The organism is Janthinobacterium sp. GW821-FHT03C10 (assembly GCF_059420865.1).
This window is the reverse complement of record NZ_JBWKUN010000001.1, coordinates 1,024,276-1,040,976: the sequence shown is the minus strand read 5'-3', so window position 1 is coordinate 1,040,976 and position 16,701 is coordinate 1,024,276. Positions and strand designations below refer to the sequence as shown.

The following is a 16,701-nucleotide window of genomic DNA, read 5'->3' as shown; positions in this document are numbered from 1 at the left end:
GTTTTTCGCTTAGGATTTACTGTATTTCGGCATTTTATGCATTGCTTATAACTTCATCGGCTGGACATAGCCCGTCATCTCCAGGTAGGCGCGGCCGACCGGCTGGCCGTCGCGCTCCACCGTCACGGCGCCTTCCCAGTACACTGCCCCCGTCGAGCGGCGCGAATCGAGCTCCTGGTCCGCCTGCAGGGGCTTGATCTGCCAGCGCGTGGGGCCAGTGCGGATCTCGGTGGCGACCGGGTATTCGGCCTGCGTGCGGGGCGAGCGCCACAGCTGCGTGGGCGTGAAATCGACGTCGCCGGGCGCGTACTGCGTCATCTTACCGGACGCGTCGCGCCATGTCGCGTGCGCCCATAGTTTAGCACCTGTCTTGCTGCGGATCTGGAAGGCCATCAGGGCGCCGCCGTCGTCGAGGTTGGCGCCTATCCAGTTCCAGCCGCTGGCGTCCGCATCGAGCACCTGGCTCGACCACTCGTGATCGAGCCAGGTGGTGCCCGTCACGGCTTCTGCCTTGCCGCCCGCGCGGGCGATGGTGCCCGTGGTACGCAGCTGCGGCTCGCTGTAGTAGTAACTCGATTGCGCGGGCCGCGCGCCCTTGCGCGAGTAGCCGCCGACGCCCTGCAGCAGCACGGCCTGCGTGGGCGCCAGGGTCAGCTGCAGGCTGAAGTCGCGCGCGGCCAGGCTGACCTTGTAGCTGCCGTCGGTCTGGCGCTGCATGCGCCAGTCGTCGAGTTTGACGTCCGTGTCGCCCACCTTGGCGTAGGCCAGGCCGAAACCCTCGCGCGCGCTTTTCTCGTCGTGCAGCAGCTTGCCCACTTTCGGGTCGGACAGGGCAGCATGGCCGATGATCAGCTGTTTCGGCGCGAAGGCGCTGGGGTTGTCCGTATCGGCGGCCGTGGCGCTGCGAAAGAAGGTCACCTGGTAGCCCAGCTGCTCGCCGCCGCTGGTCTTGACCCAGCCGGTGGCGTACCACCATTCCGTTTTATAGGCGGGATGGGCGCCGAAATCGTGCGGCATGCGCAGGGTCTGGCCGGCCGCCAGCGGCGTGACGGGGGCAAAGGTGGGCGGCGCGGCGATGGCGGCTGCGCTGCAGAACAACAATAAACAAGTCAAACGGCGCATTACCAGTCCTCCCTGACGGCGCGGATGGGGCCAGCGGACAGCGCCTGGCGCCCCGCGATGAGGGCAGTGAGGGCAGCGGCCGTCAGCAGGGCGCCGGCCACGGTGGCGATCAAGGGCCAGGGCAGGTGCAGCTGCATGGTCCAGTGGAACGATTGCGGGTTGACGATGAAGACCAGCACAAAGCTGATCAACAGGCCCAGGACAAAGCCGGTGGCGATGCCCAGCGCCGTCAGCGCGCCGCCCTCGAGCGCCAGGATGGACAGGATCTGGCCGCGCGTCACGCCCACGTGGCGCAGCATGCCGAATTCGCGCGCGCGCGCCAGGGTCTGGGCCGAGAACGTGGCGGCCACGCCGAACAGGCCGATGACGATGGCGATGGCTTCCAGCAGGTACGTGACGGCGAAGCTGCGGTCGAAGATCTGCAGGCTCAGGGTGCGGATGGCCGACGGGTTCGACACTTCGAGGCTGGCGCCGAAGGGCAGGGCTTTCAGGCGCTGCTGCAGCTGCTCGCCCGTGGCATCCTTGGCCAGCCACAGGGCGGCGTCGCTGACGTCCATGTCACCGGTCAGGGCGCGGTAGTCGTCCAGCGGCATCTGGATGGCGCCGGACGAGCGCGCATAGTCGCGCCAGATGCCGGCGACAAAGAACTGGTGCAGGCCACCCGCCAGCGGCAGGGTTATCTGCTGGCCAGGCTTGACGTTGTACAGGTCGGCCGCCGCCTCGGACAGCCACACGGGCCGGCTACCTGCCGGCACGGCTAATGTCTCGCCCACCAGCACCATGCTCTTGCCCGGGTCCTGCAAGTTGATGGGGCGCGCCAGCAAGATCACGTTCGGGCGTTCTGCGGCCAGCGACAGGCTGCGCACGCGCTGGAAATCCACCCTGGCCACGCCGGGCAGGGCGAGGATGGCGGCCTGCTCGCGCGGGTTCAGGGCCGTCGTGCCGCTGGCCGAGGTGCGCGCATACACGTTGGCCGGCAAGATCTGCAGCAGCCAGTCGTCGACGGAGACGCGAAAGCTCGACACCATGATGGCCATGGCCACCATCAGGCTAAAGCTCGACAGCACGCCGCCGAGCGCGATACCGGCCTGGCCCGAGGCGTTCGCCAGGCGCGCCACGGTCAGGCTGCGCACGGGCGCGTGCTGGCTCGTTTGCGTGCGCAGCCAGGCGGCTTGCAGGGCGCGAAAGACGACGGCCGCCAGCTGCGGCATCAGGGCGATGGCGCCGATCAGCAGCAGCGCGATGGACAGATAGCCGAACAGGGGCAGCTCGAACACGGGCGGCAGGAACGTCAGGGCGCCGGCCAGCAGCAGACAAGCCAGCGCGGGCCACGTCTTGGCCAGGCGCGTCGTCACGATTTCCTCGCTGCCCGATTTCAGGGCGATGGCGGGGGCGGCGCGCGCCGCTTCCAGCGCGGGCGCGGCGCAGCCCAGCAAGGCCACGCCGAGGCCCAGCGCGAAATACACGCAGGCGGCGACGGGCGTGAACTGCACCTGCGGCTGCACGCCCGCGAAATAGCCGGCGCCCAGGTCGCCGCCGAAGAAGTGCAGGGCGACGGCCGCCATGGCGTAGCCGCCGGCGATACCCAGCCCAGCGCCGACGATACCGAGGCTGGCGCCCTCTAACAGCACCTGGCGCAGCAATTGTCCCCGCTCCATGCCCAGCACGCGCAGCAGCGCGAACTGGCCGCGGCGGCGGATGACGGACAGGGCCTGCGTGGAAAACACGAGGAACGCCCCCGTAAACAGGGCGACCAGGGCCAGCACCGTCAGGTTGACGCGGTAGGCGCGGCTGAGGTTATTGTTGCGGCTATTCTGGTTCTCGTCATTGGGCTGGCCCACATGGAAGCGCCCCGGGTACTGCGCTTCCAGCGCGCTGCTCAGCGCGGCCTGGAAGGCGTCGCGGTTGACGCCCTGGCGCAGTTTCAGGTCGATGCGCGACAGCTTGCCCAGCTTGTTGAAGCGCCACTGCGCCGCGCCGATATCCATCACGGCGATGCGCTGGCCGGCGCGCGCCCGCTGCAGCGAACCGGCCACGCGCAGGCTGACCGCACCGGTGCCCGATTGCAGGGCGACCTGGCCGCCTTCGGTGACATCGAGCCAGCGCAAGGCGGCCGGCGATAAAAAGAGGGCGTCGTCGGCCAGGGTGTCGAAAGGCTGGCCTTCGGCCGGCGCGCCGATCAGGTCGGGCGAGATGAAGCCGGCGCGGAAGACGTCGAGTGCCAGGATCTGCAGCGGGCCGCCATCCTTCTTGCCGCTTACGCCGGCTTGCAGTTCCAGCACGGGCGAGGCCACGGCCACGCCGTCGCGCTGCGCCAGCCACGGGTAGATGGCTTCGTCGAACAGCGCTTCGCGCCCGGCCACCTGCACGTCGGCCTGGCCGGACAGGCTTTTCACGGCCGTGGAAAATTCATTGAAGGCGGCCGCATTGATCAGGTGGATGGCAAAGCCCAGCGACACGCCAATGGCGATGGCGAGGATGGCGACGAAGGCGCGCACGGGGTGAAAGCGCCATTCGCCCAGCAGCAGCCAGCGCGACAGCAGGCGCGTACCCGCGGGATTGGCTGCCGGCGCACTCAATTCAGACATTCGACGGCCAGGCGTTCGCCGGCGCGCCGCGCTTTCAGTTGCGCCGCATCGCGGTTTTTATCGCCCGCGCCGACGGCGTCCTGCGCCGCCCATTTCTGCTCCAGCCGCAGCTGGGCGCAATGCTTCTCGTGCATTTCCTTCTGTTTGGCGGCCCGTTCGCGCGCCTGGTCTTCCAGCTTCTCGCGCTGCTTGCGCGCCGCTTCCATCTGGCTGGCCACCCGTTCCTGGCGCGTGGCAGCGCCCTTGTCGACGGCAGGCGGCGGCGAGGGCACTTCCAGGATCTGCAACTGGCCGCCCGCGCAGGGTGTGGCGCTATAGCTGGTCCGGCCATCCTGCACGCATTTGTAGACGTCCTGCGCGCTGGCGGAAGCGGTCAGCAAGGCCATGAGCAGGAGGGGCGGCAGCTTCACAATATCTTCCCCGGATTCATGATGTTCTGCGGGTCCAGCGCCTGTTTGACGGCGCGCATCAGCTGCAGTTCCAGCGGCGACTTGTAGCGCGCCAGGTCATCCTTCTTCAGCGCGCCGATGCCGTGTTCGGCCGATATCGAACCGCCGAAACCGTGGACCTGGTCGTGCACGATGCGGTTGATGGCATCCTGGTTGGCCAGGAAATCCCGGTCCGTCATGCCGGCTGGCGGCGCCACGTTGTAATGCAGGTTGCCGTCGCCCAGGTGGCCGAAGCACACGAGCTGGCAGCCGGGGAAGGCTGACTCAAGGGCCGCATCCGTGACGGCGATGAAATCGGCGATGCGGGAAATGGGCAGCGAGATATCGTGCTTGATGTTCTTGCCCGCCTGCGCCTGCGCCAGCGGAATGTGCTCGCGCAGCTGCCATAGTCCCTCGGACTGCGCCACGGAACTGGCGACGACGGCGTCTTCGATCAACTCGTCTTCCAGGGCCGCGCCGATGCTCGCTTCGAGCAATTCCACGGCATGCGCCTCGGACTGGCTGCTGGACAGTTCCAGCAACACGTACTGCCCGTGCGCGTCGGCGAACGGACGCGGCAGTTGCGGGAACTGTTCCGCCACCAGTTGCAGACAATACTGCGACATCAATTCAAAGCCCGTCAGGCTGGCGCCGCAATGGTCCTGCATCAGGCTTAGCAAGCGCAGGGCGTGGACGGGCGAGGGCATGGCGGCCAGCGCCGTGATGCAGGCTTTCGGCTGCGGGTACAGTTTCATCACCGCGCCCGTGATCACCCCCAGGGTGCCTTCGGCGCCGATGTACAGGTCGCGCAAATCGTAGCCCGTATTGTCCTTGCGCAAGCCGCGCAAGCCGCTCCAGATCTCGCCCTGCGGCGTGACCACTTCCAGGCCCAGGCACAGTTCGCGCGTGTTCCCGTAGCGCAGCACGGCCGTGCCGCCCGCATTCGTCGCCAGATTCCCCCCGATGGTGCAGCTGCCTTCGGCCGCCAGCGACAGGGGGAACAGACAGCCGGCGGCGCTGGCCGCTTCCTGGATGGTTTGCAAAATGCAGCCCGCATCGACCGTGATGGTACGGTTGACGGGATCGAGCGCGCGGATGGCGTTCAGGCGCGCCAGCGACAGCACGACGGCCGTGCCGGCGGCATCGGGGATGCTGCCCAGTACCAGGCCCGTATTGCCGCCCTGCGGCACGACGGGAATGCGCCATTGCGCGCAGGCGCGCAGCACGCCCGCCACCTGTTCCACGGTGGAGGGGCGCAGCACGGCCAGGGCCTTGCCGGTAAACCTGTCGCGCCAGTCGGTGAGGAAGGGCGCCGTGTCGGCATCCTGGGTGAGGACGTAGGTGTCGCCCAGCAGGTCGCGGCAGGCGGCGAGGAAGTCGGCTTGGTCATGCACGGGCTGTACACTCATTTCTTGATGCTCACTTTATTCACTTTTTCAAGCAGCTCTTTGGCCATGCGCTTGGCGGCCTTTTTATACGGGCGCAGATACAGCACGGCGCAGACGAAATAGATGCAGACGATGGCCGCCTCGCCCCAGGCCATCAGGGCCGAGGTGGGGTTCGTGTCGCTGTAGCCGCGCACCACGCCTTCCGTAAAGTACAGCAGGATCACCATTGACGACCATTGCAGGGTGTAGACGTCGCGCTTGATGACGCCGTACAGGGGAATGAGCAGGGGCGCCGCCTTCAGCACGACCCAGGAACCGCCCGGCTGCAGCGGCGCGACGACGGTTTCCCACAGCAGGCACCAGACGATCAGGGTGACGAGGCTGGCGATGGCGCCCCAGTGAAAATACCTGTGCAGTGTGCCGTGCATCATGCGCCTGCCAGTTTCGCGGCGTTTTCCGCCAGGCGCCGGCCCAGGGCGATGGCCAGGCGTTTTTCATCGTCGCTCAAGGCCTTGTCGCCGGCGATGCCCGACCAGTGCGTGGCGCCATACGGCGAGCCGCCCGTGGACGTCGTCATCAGTTCCGGATGCGTGTAGGGCAGGCCCATGACCAGCATGCCGTGGTGGAAGAGGGGGATCATCATCGACAGCAAAGTCGACTCCTGGCCGCCGTGCAGGCTGCCCGTGGAGGTGAACACGCAAGCGGGCTTGCCGGACAGGCTGCCGGCCAGCCAGTCGCTGGCCGTGCCATCCCAGAAGTACTTCATGGCGGCGGCCATGTTGCCGAAGCGCGTGGGCGAGCCCAGGGCCAGGCCCGCGCATTCCTGCAGGTCGTCCAGTTCCACGTAGGGCGCGCCGTCCAGCGGCACCTCGGGCGCCGTCGCTTCCGTCACGGTGGAGACGGCGGGCACGGTGCGCAGGCGCGCATCGCAACCGGGCACGCTTTCCACTCCCTGGGCTATCAGCTCGGCCAACTGGCGCGTGGCGCCATGGCGTGAATAAAACAATACGAGAATAATCAGATTGGTTGGCTTCATCATTGGTATTATAGGGCGCTTTACAGCCTGATACGACTGCTGTCATGGCGCCGTTCTGATTTTGCACATGTTTTCAAAATATATATTCCCGTTCTTCCAATACCTGTGGCGCACCCTGAGCATGGGGCTGGACGTCGTGCGCGGCCTGACGTGGTCCGAAACGCGCGACCTGCTGCAGTTCGCGCGCCGCCGCGTGCGCGAGGAAAGCCTGCCGCAAGTGGCCGGCAGCCTGACCTTCGCCACCGTGTTTGCGCTGGTGCCCCTGCTCACGCTGGCCCTGGCCATCTTCACCACCTTCCCCCTGTTTAATACCTTCCGCCACGCGCTGGAAGACTATTTCGTGCAAAGCGTGATGCCGAAGGGGATTTCGAACACCATCCTCGGCTACCTGACGACGTTCGCCTCGAAGGCGACGCGCCTGTCCGCCATCGGCGCGGGCGCCCTGATCGTCACCTCGGTGGGCATGATGGGCTTGATCGAGCGCGTCTTCAACCGCATCTGGCGCGTGCGCCAGGAGCGCCGCTGGACCAAGCGCCTGCTCGTCTACTGGGCCATCGTCACCCTGGGACCGCTGCTGGTGGGCGTGTCGCTGACGGTGACCTCGCGCCTCTTCATGGCCACCAGCGGCGTGGTGGGCGCCGTGCCTTTCATCGGTGCCGTGTTTTACACGCTGGTGTCGATCGGCCTGACCATGCTGGCGTTTACCTTGCTGTATATCGCCGTACCGAACCGCGACGTGGACTGGCGCGACGCGGCCTGGGGCGGCTTGCTGGCGGCGCTGGCGTTCGAGGTGGCCAAGCGCGGTTTCGGTGAATTCATCCAGGAGTTCCCCACCTATTCGCGCATCTACGGCGCGCTGGCCGCCTTGCCGCTGTTCCTCGTGTGGATTTACCTGAGCTGGATGATCACCCTGGTGGGCGCCTTGCTGGTGGCCGCCTTGCCCGTCGTGAAATACGAGCGCTGGTGGTACGAGGCGGCGCCGGGCAGCGAATTCGTCGATGCCGTCGCCATCCTGAAAGTGCTGCACCAGGCTTGCCACTGCGCCGATTCGGCCCTGGTAGGCGCGGCCGAGATCCGCCGCAGCACGCGCCTGGGCTTCGAAGAGATGGAAACCCTGCTCGACAAGATGGTGCAGCAGGGCTGGGTGGGACGGGTCAACGTGGAAGGCGCCGTGCGGGTGCAGTGGGGCAAGCGCGTGGCCGACAGTTCCGATCACTGGGTCTTGCTGGGCAACGTCAACCGCATCAGCCTGGCCGACGTGTACCGGCTGTTCGTCTTCGGCGGCATGCGCGTGAACTCCGGCTACCCCGCCGGCTCCACCAATGAACGCGACATCAGGGCGGCGGAAGAAGCGGCCGCGCTGGCCGCCCAGGTGGAAAACGCCGTGGAGCAGGGACTGGGCCTGAGCCTGGCGCAGCATTTCGGGGAAGTGCGCTGCAATTGACGGACCGGGGCCGTGCGCTTCCTGCCGGCATTTGCCTCGCGCGCTAGGGACGCATGTCATAAACTGGTCACCGAAGGCCGGTAAGCTTTCCTCTTCATTCATCTTGTAGAGGAAGCAAATATGCGTTGTCATTTGAGCGGTTTGAATTTGTGCCGCGGCCTGGCCATCGTGATGGTCAGCGGCGTGCTGGCTGCCTGCGGCGGCAGTTCCTCTGCAGCTCCCGACGCGGTGCCCAAGGAGGGAGAGGGACTGCCGCACCAGCTGGTCGGCTGGGCAGCGTTGCCTGACACGGCGCGCTGGCCGGGGCCGGTTTCCGGACAGTTTACGGCCGCGGTGCTGGGCGTCACCCCGCCGTTTGTCAACGGCGTGCCGATTCCCGGCTTCTCCGCGCTGCTCAGGAATGACGACGGCAGCTGGACCGCCATGGCCGACAATGGCTACGGCGCCAAGGGCAATTCGGCCGATTTCGTGCTCGGCCTGTATAACGCCAGCATCAACTTCCGCACGGCCGCAGACGCCAGCAAGACGCCGGGCAGCATCAAGATCAACAGCTTCCTCGCTTTCAACGACGCCAGGGGTTTCTTAAACGACGGCAAGGGCATCGACCTGAAAATCACGGCCGACCATGTCAACTACCCAAGCAACACCTCCGGCGGGCTGGTCTTTTCCGACAGCGGTATCGCCGTCGATGCGCGCATTCGCGCGGGCCGCCTGCTGACCGGTTTTGACTTCGACATTGAATCGCTCGCGCGCGCCGCCGATGGCACCTGGTTCGTGGGCGAGGAGTTCGGCCCGTACATCCTGCACTTCGACAAAAACGGCACGCTCATGGCCGATCCCGTTCCCCATCCCTTCCTGCGCAGCCCGGCCAATCCGGAAGTGCTGGGCAAGGGCGCCAGCATCACCGTGTCGGGCAGCCGCGGCTTCGAAAGCCTGGCCTATAACGCCGACCGCAGCCTGCTCTACGCGGTGCCGGAAGCGGCTCCAAGCGACCCGTCGCTGCGGCCCGTTGCCGCGGATGAGCGCTACCTGAATATCTTCGAGTTCGACCCCGCCGCCATGCGCTACACGGGCAAGAACCTCGTGTACCGCAAGGATGGCGCGGCCAAGGATAATGGCGTCGTGATCGGCGACATGACCAATGTCGGCGGCAGCAAGTTCGTGCTGATCGAGCGCGACGGCTTCTGGGGCGCCAAGGCCGTGATCAAGCGCCTGTACCTGGTCGACCTGAAGGAAAAAGATGCTGATGGCGCCCTCAAGAAAACGCTGCTGGTGGACTTGCTGAACATCTCGGACCCCAAAGGCATCGGCGGGCAGGCCAGCAATATGCCCGTGGGTAAGTTCAGCATGCCGTTCGACTCGGTGGAGAGCGTTGAAGTCCTCGATGCCCACACGCTAGTCGTGGCAATTGACACGAACTACCCCGGTGAAGACGGCCGCAAGCCAGGCAAGCCGGACGATACCGAAGTCATTACCCTGCGTTTTGACAAGGCGCTGTTCGACCGTTCCGTCAAGTAAATGACGCACCCGGCAAGCAACGGCGTTCCATGTTGCCGGCCGGGTGCGATATCAGCAGACGGGCCGGCAAGCCGTCACAGCAGCACGGGCCGCAGGGCCGCCTGCAGCGCCGCCTTGCTGAACGCGTCCGCATCCTGCGCCCGCACCACGCCCAGATAATACGTATCCTCGCCGCCGTGCAGGTTCACCAGGCGCAGCTGATGCGGCGCCAGGTGGGCGGCGATGGCGGCCAGGCCTTCGGCCATCGCATCGCCGTCTTCGCGCTCCGCCCAGGAAAAATCGCGCAGCGCGGGCAGGCCGATATGCTGGGCTATGCGCGGCACTTCATCGACGGACTTCCAGTCCAAGGTGGTGCCGTGGCCCAGCGCATCGGCGGCCGTGGACCAGAGCAGGAAGAAGCACGCCGCTTCGGGCGTATCGCCTTCGTATTCCTCTTCCGGGTCGTCCTCGGCCAGTTCTTCCAGCGTGATGTCCACGCAGCGCGCGGCCAGTGCCGCATCGCCCGGCAGGAGCAGGGCGGCCAGGGCGCGCAACTGCTCGCGGTCGGCCTTGGCCAGGATCTGCGCGGGCGTAAAACTGCGGCGCTTGGCGGGCTTTTTCTCGGGCTTGTTCTTGCCCAGGCCGATGGACTCGCTCAATTGCGCCGTGATGGCCGCCTTGAAGTTGTCCACGGTGTCGAACTGTTCCAGCAGCTGGCCCGTGAAATCCATGCTCCAGGCCATGCCATCCTTGACGACATATAAAAAATCGCCTTGCACGGCCACGCCGCGCAGATGGTGGGCGGGCGGATACCGCGGCGTGAAGGCTGGTTTTCCGTCCAGGGTCAGCATGCACGCGAGGCCCTGCGCATCGATGGCGAAGATCAGGTTCTTGCGCAGCTTCGGTGGCGACGAGGTGGTGGCGCAATCGATGGCTTCATACCGGCAGGGCGCCAGCAGCTCGCCCTGGCTATTGACCAGGCCAAACAGGAAGCGCCCGGCGATGCGCTGGCTGACGATGGCGATTTTCTTCTTCGTGCCGAAATCCTGCACGCAGCTGTAGGCGGGCGGCACCACGACCTTGCCCGTCTTGTCGACCACGCCGTGCACATTGCGCCTGTCGTCATCGTTTGTCTCGCCTGTCTGGCGCTCGATGTCGATCAAGCCGTCGTCGCGCTGGCAGATGTTGTCGACGCCATCGATCAGCAGCGCGCCATCGGGCAGGCGCAGCAGACGGCTGGCGCCGTCCGGTGCGATTCTCTGTACCAGATGGGGGCTGATGACGTACAGGGCGCCGGGGGACGGCGGCAGCACCACCGTGCCGTTGAGGTCCAGCACGCCGTGCGCATCGGGGGCGTCCGCCGTGGCAAAGGTGATCCAGCCATCGTCCGCGTAGTAGACGCCCAGGTCGACATAGCGCTGCGACAGGGGCACGATCCAGCGGCCATAGGGCGTAACCAGGCCGGTGACGTCCGGTGCGCCGGCGGTGCTCACTGCATAGCATAGCGCGTCTTCTTCCCATCCCGCCACTTCCATGTCCTGCAGGAAAGGCAGTTCGTCCGCGCCGCGTTCCTCGACGTCGGCCAGCTGCGCCTCGGCCGTGGCCGACCAGTAGCCGGTGGCGGGCGATGCGGCGCCGGCGGCCAGCAGAGGCGCCAGGGCATCGCGCTCGCCGCGCTGCAGGGCAAGGTGCAGGGCTTGCGCCTCGGCGCGCAGGGCTTCGAGCCCGGCCGCGTATTCCGGCGTGCCGATGTCGTGCGCGATCAGCTGCACGCAATCGAGGATCAGCCACGGCTGGCCGCCCGCCAGCAGGGCGCTGATGGCACCGCGCGCGACGATGGCGGCCGCGTCGCGCGGCCGGTCCATCAGCGCGGACAAGGCTTGCCAGCTGGCTTGCGCCTGCGCCATCGGCGCGGCCAGCACGCAGGGGCAGTCTTCGCCATCGCCGTAGATGGGCCAGGCGACGGCTTGCGTGCCGGCGCCGATGAGCAGCTTGAACAGCATGGGAATATCGCGCCGCCATTCGGCCAGGCCGGTGATGGCGTCGGTGTCGAAGCCGGCCTGGCCGGGTAAAAAGGCGGTGCTGAACAGGGCTGCGGTATGGATCATGAATGCTATCTGAAAGAATAAGGGGGGGGGCTCAGGGTGTGGGCGGCATGAGCCAATGCGCCAGCGCGCCGCGATCGAGTCCCAGCTGCTTTGCCGCGGCGGCGGCCTCGAAGGCCCACAGGCCGTAGTAGCCGCCCAGGCCCTGCGCGCGCAAATGGCCGTTGAACCAGTCTTCGCGCACCAGCGCCGTGTGCCAGCTGGCCAGGTAGTGCCGCAGGTGCTCGAGCTGCTGTGCGCGATCGTCCGCGTCCAGGCAGTCGAACAGGGCGGTATAGGGCTCGGCGAAATACCATTCGTCGACGGCGGGGCGCCGCGGATCGATGGCCGCCAGCAGCGCTTCGTACACGCCGTCTTCGCCATCGAAGGCCGTCTGCAGGGCGGCCAGGCGCCTGGCCAGGTCGTGGCGGCCGAACAGCAGGGCCGCGCCCAGCAGCTGCAGGGTGCGCGCATAGTCCGTCAACTGTTCGAAATCGAAGGCGGGCAGGGCGTCGTCATCGTAGGCGGCGGCCAGGGCCGCGCGCGCCGCTTCGCAGGCGGCGATGGCCGCTTCCAGCGCCGTCTCCACATCAGGCAAGGGCAGGCCGGCCGTGTAGCGCAGCGAGAAGACCTGGTAAGCCGTGCTGGCGGCCGCGCACGCCCAGTAGGCGCTATCGCCGCCATCGACTTCGGCCTGCGCCTGCGCGCGTCCGTAGGCGGCCAGCAGGGCGTCGAGATAGGCGAGGTTGCGGGCAAAGTCGAAGGGTGCGGACGGCGTCTGGCGCGGCGTCCATGGCCAGGGCGCGGACGAAGGCAGACAGGTGGCGGCGCAGTCGCGCTGGATGGCCCAGTCGGCGAAGATCTGCTGCAGATATGCCGCCGTCTCTTCGTCGTGGGCGATGGCGCCCGCGCCCACCAGGGTCGTGCCCAGCAGGGTGTAGCCGGGGAAGCGGCTGCTCTCGTAGGCGATGGTGGTCACGCTCTGGATGGCCTTGCCGTCGCTCAGGTCGCGCACGCGGAAATACACGTCGTCCCAGCCCGCCAGCGGCGCTTCCGGCTGCCCCGCTGGCAAGGTGGTCCAGCTGCCATCGGCCTCTTCTTCATAGGCGTCGAGCAGTTCGTCGATGCCGCCGGGGCGGTCGATGCGGTTGTTGGCGTCGTATTGCAGGCCCAGTTCGGCCGCAAACGCGGCCGCGTGGCGGCCCGCGAAGACCAGGTACTGGGCGTTCAGGGTGCCGACCAGCAGGTCGCTCGCCTGGCCCGCCACCGTCAGCGCCTGCGGCAGCCGGTACCAGTGGTGGCCAGGGATGCCGGCCATGGGACCGTTTTCGTCCGCTTGCGGGTTGGCGCAGCGTAGCTGTTCCAACCAGTTGTAGCGTTCGTGCCGCTCCGCCTCCGTGCCGCTGCCGCGGCCGGTCAATTCATCGAACAGGGTATTCAACAACATGTGCATCTATCCTAAAAAAAGCGTTCATGCCGCTGCCGTTTGGGCGAACGCAAACAGCGCGTCGAGCACGGCGTCCGGCTGCTCGGCCATCAATTCGTGCCCGCTGTCGACCTGCACCACCTTGCCATGCGCGATGGCGGACGTCAGCCAGCGGGTCGATTTGGGCGGCGTCATCATGTCGCGCGCGCCGAAAATGAATAAAGTGGGGCAGTGTACCGAAGCTGCGGCGATTTCGCCGTTCGCATAGGCATTGCAGGCATAAAAATCCGTGTGAAACACGTGACCGGGGTTGAGGGCCGCGATGCGCTGCTTCAGGCGCCGCGCGCCGCCCATGGCGTAAAAGCCCGGGCCAGGAAACGACGGCTTTTGCGCGATCGACGAGTGCGACCAGATATTGACCATGTCGATGGCCGCCTGTTCATCGTTGAGCGCCGTTTCCAGCAGGGCCGGCGAGACTTTCATCGGGTAGGTGGAACCGAGCATGGCCAGGTGGCTGACGCGATCCGGCGCCAGGAATGCCGCTTCCAGCGCGATCAATGAACCCATGCTGTGGCCGACCAGCATGGCCCTGGATGCGCCGGCCCCGTCCAGCACGGCGAGAATCCAGCGCGCCAGTTCCTCGACCTTGGTTTTCGCCGCGCCGCCGCTGCGGCCATGGCCCGGCAAGTCGACGGCCAGTACGTTCCAGCCGTGGTGGGCGAAATAGCGCGTCTGCAAGGTCCACACGCTATGGTCGTTCTGCGCGCCGTGGATGAAGACGGCCGTCGGCTGATGTGGGTTGATAGTCTTGCCGCCCGTGTAGCAGTAGGCCGTGGTGTTCTCGATGGTGAGCAGCATGTCAGGCGCCTTTCTGCGACAGTTTCAGGCCGCGGGCCAGGTCTTCGATCAAATCGTCGGCGTCTTCCAGGCCCACCGACAGGCGCATGGTGCCCTGCGTGATGCCCGCCTGCGCCAGTTGATCGTCGGGCACGCGGAAGTGCGTGGTGGAGGCGGGGTGGATGACGAGCGACTTGGCGTCGCCCACATTGGCCAGGTGCGAGAAGATCTTCAGGCTGTCGACAAAGCGCTGGCCCGCCGCGCGGTCGCCGCGCAACTGGAAGGTGAACACGCCGCCCGCGCCCTTCGGCAGCAGGGTTTTCGCCAGTTCGTAATCGGGATGCGACGGCAGTTCGGGGTAGGACACGGATTCCACGGCCGGATTGGCCAGCAAAAAGTCGATGACCTTGCGCGTGTTGGCCACGTGGCGGTCCATGCGCAAGCCCAGGGTTTCGATGCCCTGCAGGATGGCGAAGGCGTTGTGCGGGCTCATGACGGCGCCGAAGTCGCGCAAGCCTTCGCGCCGCGCGCGCAGGGCGAACGGCGCCACCGTCGATTCCTCGGCGAAGACCATGCCGTGAAAGCCGTCATACGGTTCGCACAGTTCGGCAAAGCGGCCCGTCTTGTCGTAGGCCGCCTGCCAGTCGAAGGTGCCGCCGTCGACCAGCAAGCCGCCGATGGCCGTGCCATGGCCGCATAAAAACTTGGTGGCCGAGTGGAATACCAGGTCGGCCCCATGCTCGAAGGGGCGCAGCAGATACGGCGTGGTGAAGGTCGAGTCGAGCATCAGCGGCAGCTGGTGCTCGTGCGCCAGGGCGGCAATCGTCGGGATATCGAGCACGTCGAGGCCGGGATTGCCCAGGGTTTCGGCGAACAGCACTTTGGTATTCGGGCGGATGGCGGCGCGCCAGGCATCCACGTCGCGCGGGTCGACGAAGGTCGTCTCGATGCCGAAGCGTTTTAATGTATACGCCAGCAGGTTGTGCGAGCCGCCGTACAGGGCGCGCGAAGCGACGATGTGCGAGCCGGCGCCGGCGATGGTGGACAAACCCAGGTGCATGGCGGCCTGGCCGCTGGCTGTGGCGATGCCGGCCACACCCCCTTCGAGGGCGGCGATGCGCTCTTCCAGCACGGCGTTGGTGGGATTCGAGATGCGCGAATACACGTGGCCGGCCCGCTCCATATTGAACAGCGAGGCCGCATGCTCCGAGCTCTTGAAGGCGAACGAGGACGTGAAATGGATGGGCGTGGCGCGCGCGCCCGTGGCCGGGTCGGGCGCCGCGCCCGCATGCAGGGATAAGGTATCGAAACCGGGGTATTTCGGGCCGCTCATGGTGTCTCCGCCAAGTTTTATAGTGGCAAGATCGTAACCTGATTTGCATCTGAGCAAAAGGGCTCTTGTGCAGGGCGCATGGGGCCGTGCTGGCGGACGGCCAGGCTCAGCTCGCGTGTAACCTGAAGTGTAAAAAAAGTGACCGGCGCGGTGCGGCGGTGGTACGATATCGTATCAGCGATATTCGGGCTGTTTTACCTGTGCGCGTGCGCCGCGCGGCAGGGAAGCAGTGGCAAGCGAACGAAATCCTGGGCTTCAGGCGCACTCTCATGCATGTCCACCAGGAAAGATTTTATGCCCGCAATATCGTTCGACGGCTCCCTTGCCGTTCCCGGACCTTCTATCGTCGACGGCCTGTGCCAGGCAGGCTGGCTCATGCAAGAACACTTTATTTCCCCTGAACTCAGCCGCCAGCTGGCCGCCGAATGCGTGCAATCCATGCTCAGCGGCAAGATGAAGGGCGCCGGCGTGGGCAGCGGCCATGCGCCGCTGCTGCAGCCGGATATCCGCGGCGACCATATCGAATGGCTGGAAACGGGCCGTTCAGAAGCGTGCGACCGCTACCTGGCACACATGGAAGCGCTGCGCCGCGTGCTCAACCGTGAGCTGTTCCTGGGGCTGGAAGAGTACGAAAGCCATTTCGCCCTGTACGCGCCGGGCGCCTTTTACCGGGCTCATCTGGACCGTTTCCGCGACGACGACAAGCGCACCGTGTCCGTCGTGCTGTACTTGAACGACGACTGGCTGCCCGGGCACGGCGGCGCGCTGCGCCTGCACCCGCAGGATGGCGGTCAGGTGGACATCTTGCCGCAGGCGGGCCGCATGGCCATGTTCCTGTCGGGCGAGATGCTGCACGAGGTGCTGCCGACGGCGCGCGAACGCCTCTCGATTGCCGGGTGGTTCCGCCGCCGGGGCTGATGAAAAGTTGCGCGCAATCCCTCTTGATTTGATTGCGCGCAAGGCTGGATTTTTCCGCAGGCATAGGCTACAGTCGCAGTAAGGGCTTAGAATAACTAAAATACCAATCACGCGGACAGGACGGCCAATATGAAAGTATCTGAAATTCTCCAAGTCAAGGGCAACATCCTCTACACGGTCACGCCTGACCAGCCCCTGCTTGACGCGGCCAATACCATGGCTGAAAAAGACATCGGTTCGCTGGTGGTCATGGAATTTGGCGACCTGGTCGGCATGCTGACCTTCCGCGAGGTGCTCAACGCCTTGCATGAAAACGCGGGCCAGATCGGCGGCGGCACCGTGCGCAAGCACATGGATGACCATCCGATCACCGTGACGCCGGATACGGAAGTCAATGAAGTGCGCCGCATCATGCTGGAAAAGCATGCGCGCTACCTGCCCGTCATGAACGCCAAGACCCTGCTGGGCGTCATTTCCTTCTACGACGTGGCGCGCGCCGTGCTCGAAGCGCAAAGCTTTGAAAACCAGATGCTCAAAGCGTATATCCGCGACTGGCCGGCCGAAACCACCGATTAAGCTTAGCTCATGCAGTAATAACAA

14 protein-coding genes are annotated in these 16,701 nt (G+C 66.0%); 4 read left to right on the top strand and 10 right to left on the bottom strand.

The genetic code is table 11. The features are described from left to right. Nucleotides 1–45 precede the first annotated feature (45 nt). From AC07VH_RS04465 to wrbA, 6 genes are read right to left on the bottom strand one after another with little or no spacing between them, the layout of a single operon-like run. The gene (locus AC07VH_RS04465) at nucleotides 46–1,122 is read right to left on the bottom strand and encodes a lipocalin-like domain-containing protein (RefSeq protein WP_494786927.1); all 1,077 of its coding nucleotides are present in this window, start codon (nucleotides 1,120–1,122) and stop codon (nucleotides 46–48) included. Continuing rightward, nucleotides 1,122–3,710: an FtsX-like permease family protein gene (locus AC07VH_RS04460; RefSeq protein ID WP_494786926.1), complete on the bottom strand. Its 2,589-nt coding sequence runs from the start codon at nucleotides 3,708–3,710 to the stop codon at nucleotides 1,122–1,124. Before AC07VH_RS04460 ends, AC07VH_RS04465 begins: the two co-directional genes overlap by 1 nt. Next, the gene (locus tag AC07VH_RS04455) at nucleotides 3,698–4,120 is read right to left on the bottom strand and encodes a DUF4124 domain-containing protein (protein ID WP_475416456.1); all 423 of its coding nucleotides are present in this window, start codon (nucleotides 4,118–4,120) and stop codon (nucleotides 3,698–3,700) included. The genes AC07VH_RS04460 and AC07VH_RS04455 overlap by 13 nt, the downstream gene beginning before the upstream one ends. Next, nucleotides 4,117–5,547, bottom strand: a complete 1,431-nt coding sequence (locus tag AC07VH_RS04450; protein ID WP_494786925.1) for an FAD-binding oxidoreductase — start codon at nucleotides 5,545–5,547, stop codon at nucleotides 4,117–4,119. Before AC07VH_RS04450 ends, AC07VH_RS04455 begins: the two co-directional genes overlap by 4 nt. Then, nucleotides 5,544–5,957, bottom strand: coding sequence for a DUF2069 domain-containing protein (locus AC07VH_RS04445; RefSeq protein WP_494786924.1), 414 nt, complete (start codon nucleotides 5,955–5,957; stop codon nucleotides 5,544–5,546). Before AC07VH_RS04445 ends, AC07VH_RS04450 begins: the two co-directional genes overlap by 4 nt. Further along, nucleotides 5,954–6,562 (bottom strand): NAD(P)H:quinone oxidoreductase, encoded by a 609-nt coding sequence (gene wrbA / locus AC07VH_RS04440; RefSeq protein ID WP_475416482.1) that lies wholly within the window; start codon nucleotides 6,560–6,562, stop codon nucleotides 5,954–5,956. Before wrbA ends, AC07VH_RS04445 begins: the two co-directional genes overlap by 4 nt. 67 nt (nucleotides 6,563–6,629) lie before the next feature. On the opposite strand from wrbA, the gene AC07VH_RS04435 reads away from it, so the two are divergent. After that, the gene (locus AC07VH_RS04435) at nucleotides 6,630–8,006 is read left to right on the top strand and encodes a YihY family inner membrane protein (RefSeq protein ID WP_494786923.1); all 1,377 of its coding nucleotides are present in this window, start codon (nucleotides 6,630–6,632) and stop codon (nucleotides 8,004–8,006) included. Nucleotides 8,007–8,126: 120 nt separating this feature from the next. Then, nucleotides 8,127–9,524: an esterase-like activity of phytase family protein gene (locus tag AC07VH_RS04430; protein WP_494786922.1), complete on the top strand. Its 1,398-nt coding sequence runs from the start codon at nucleotides 8,127–8,129 to the stop codon at nucleotides 9,522–9,524. Between the two features lie 74 nt (nucleotides 9,525–9,598). Here the strand turns inward: AC07VH_RS04430 and AC07VH_RS04425 are convergent, their stop codons facing one another. Genes AC07VH_RS04425 through AC07VH_RS04410 form a run of 4 tightly spaced genes read right to left on the bottom strand, consistent with a single transcriptional unit; the run spans nucleotide 9,599 to nucleotide 15,183 of the window. After that, complete coding sequence (locus AC07VH_RS04425) at nucleotides 9,599–11,611, bottom strand: DUF6630 family protein (protein WP_494786921.1); 2,013 nt, start codon at nucleotides 11,609–11,611, stop codon at nucleotides 9,599–9,601. A gap of 31 nt (nucleotides 11,612–11,642) precedes the next feature. Beyond that, entirely contained in the window at nucleotides 11,643–13,034 is a 1,392-nt protein-coding gene (locus AC07VH_RS04420) for a PoNe immunity protein domain-containing protein (RefSeq protein ID WP_494786920.1), read from the bottom strand. Between the two features lie 24 nt (nucleotides 13,035–13,058). Then, complete coding sequence (locus tag AC07VH_RS04415; protein ID WP_494786919.1) at nucleotides 13,059–13,871, bottom strand: alpha/beta fold hydrolase; 813 nt, start codon at nucleotides 13,869–13,871, stop codon at nucleotides 13,059–13,061. A 1-nt stretch (nucleotide 13,872) separates the two neighbouring features. Then, a complete protein-coding gene (locus AC07VH_RS04410; RefSeq protein WP_494786918.1) occupies nucleotides 13,873–15,183 on the bottom strand; it encodes an O-acetylhomoserine aminocarboxypropyltransferase in 1,311 nt (436 codons plus the stop codon). 294 nt (nucleotides 15,184–15,477) lie between these two features. Here AC07VH_RS04410 and AC07VH_RS04405 point away from each other — a divergent pair, with 294 nt between their 5' ends. Together AC07VH_RS04405 and AC07VH_RS04400 are read left to right on the top strand one after the other, a co-directional pair. Continuing rightward, nucleotides 15,478–16,101 (top strand): 2OG-Fe(II) oxygenase, encoded by a 624-nt coding sequence (locus tag AC07VH_RS04405; RefSeq protein WP_475416465.1) that lies wholly within the window; start codon nucleotides 15,478–15,480, stop codon nucleotides 16,099–16,101. Between the two features lie 129 nt (nucleotides 16,102–16,230). Then, on the top strand, nucleotides 16,231–16,677 hold the full coding sequence (locus AC07VH_RS04400; RefSeq protein ID WP_010398828.1) for a CBS domain-containing protein: 447 nt from the start codon (nucleotides 16,231–16,233) through the stop codon (nucleotides 16,675–16,677). The last annotated feature ends 24 nt before the right edge of the window (nucleotides 16,678–16,701 follow it).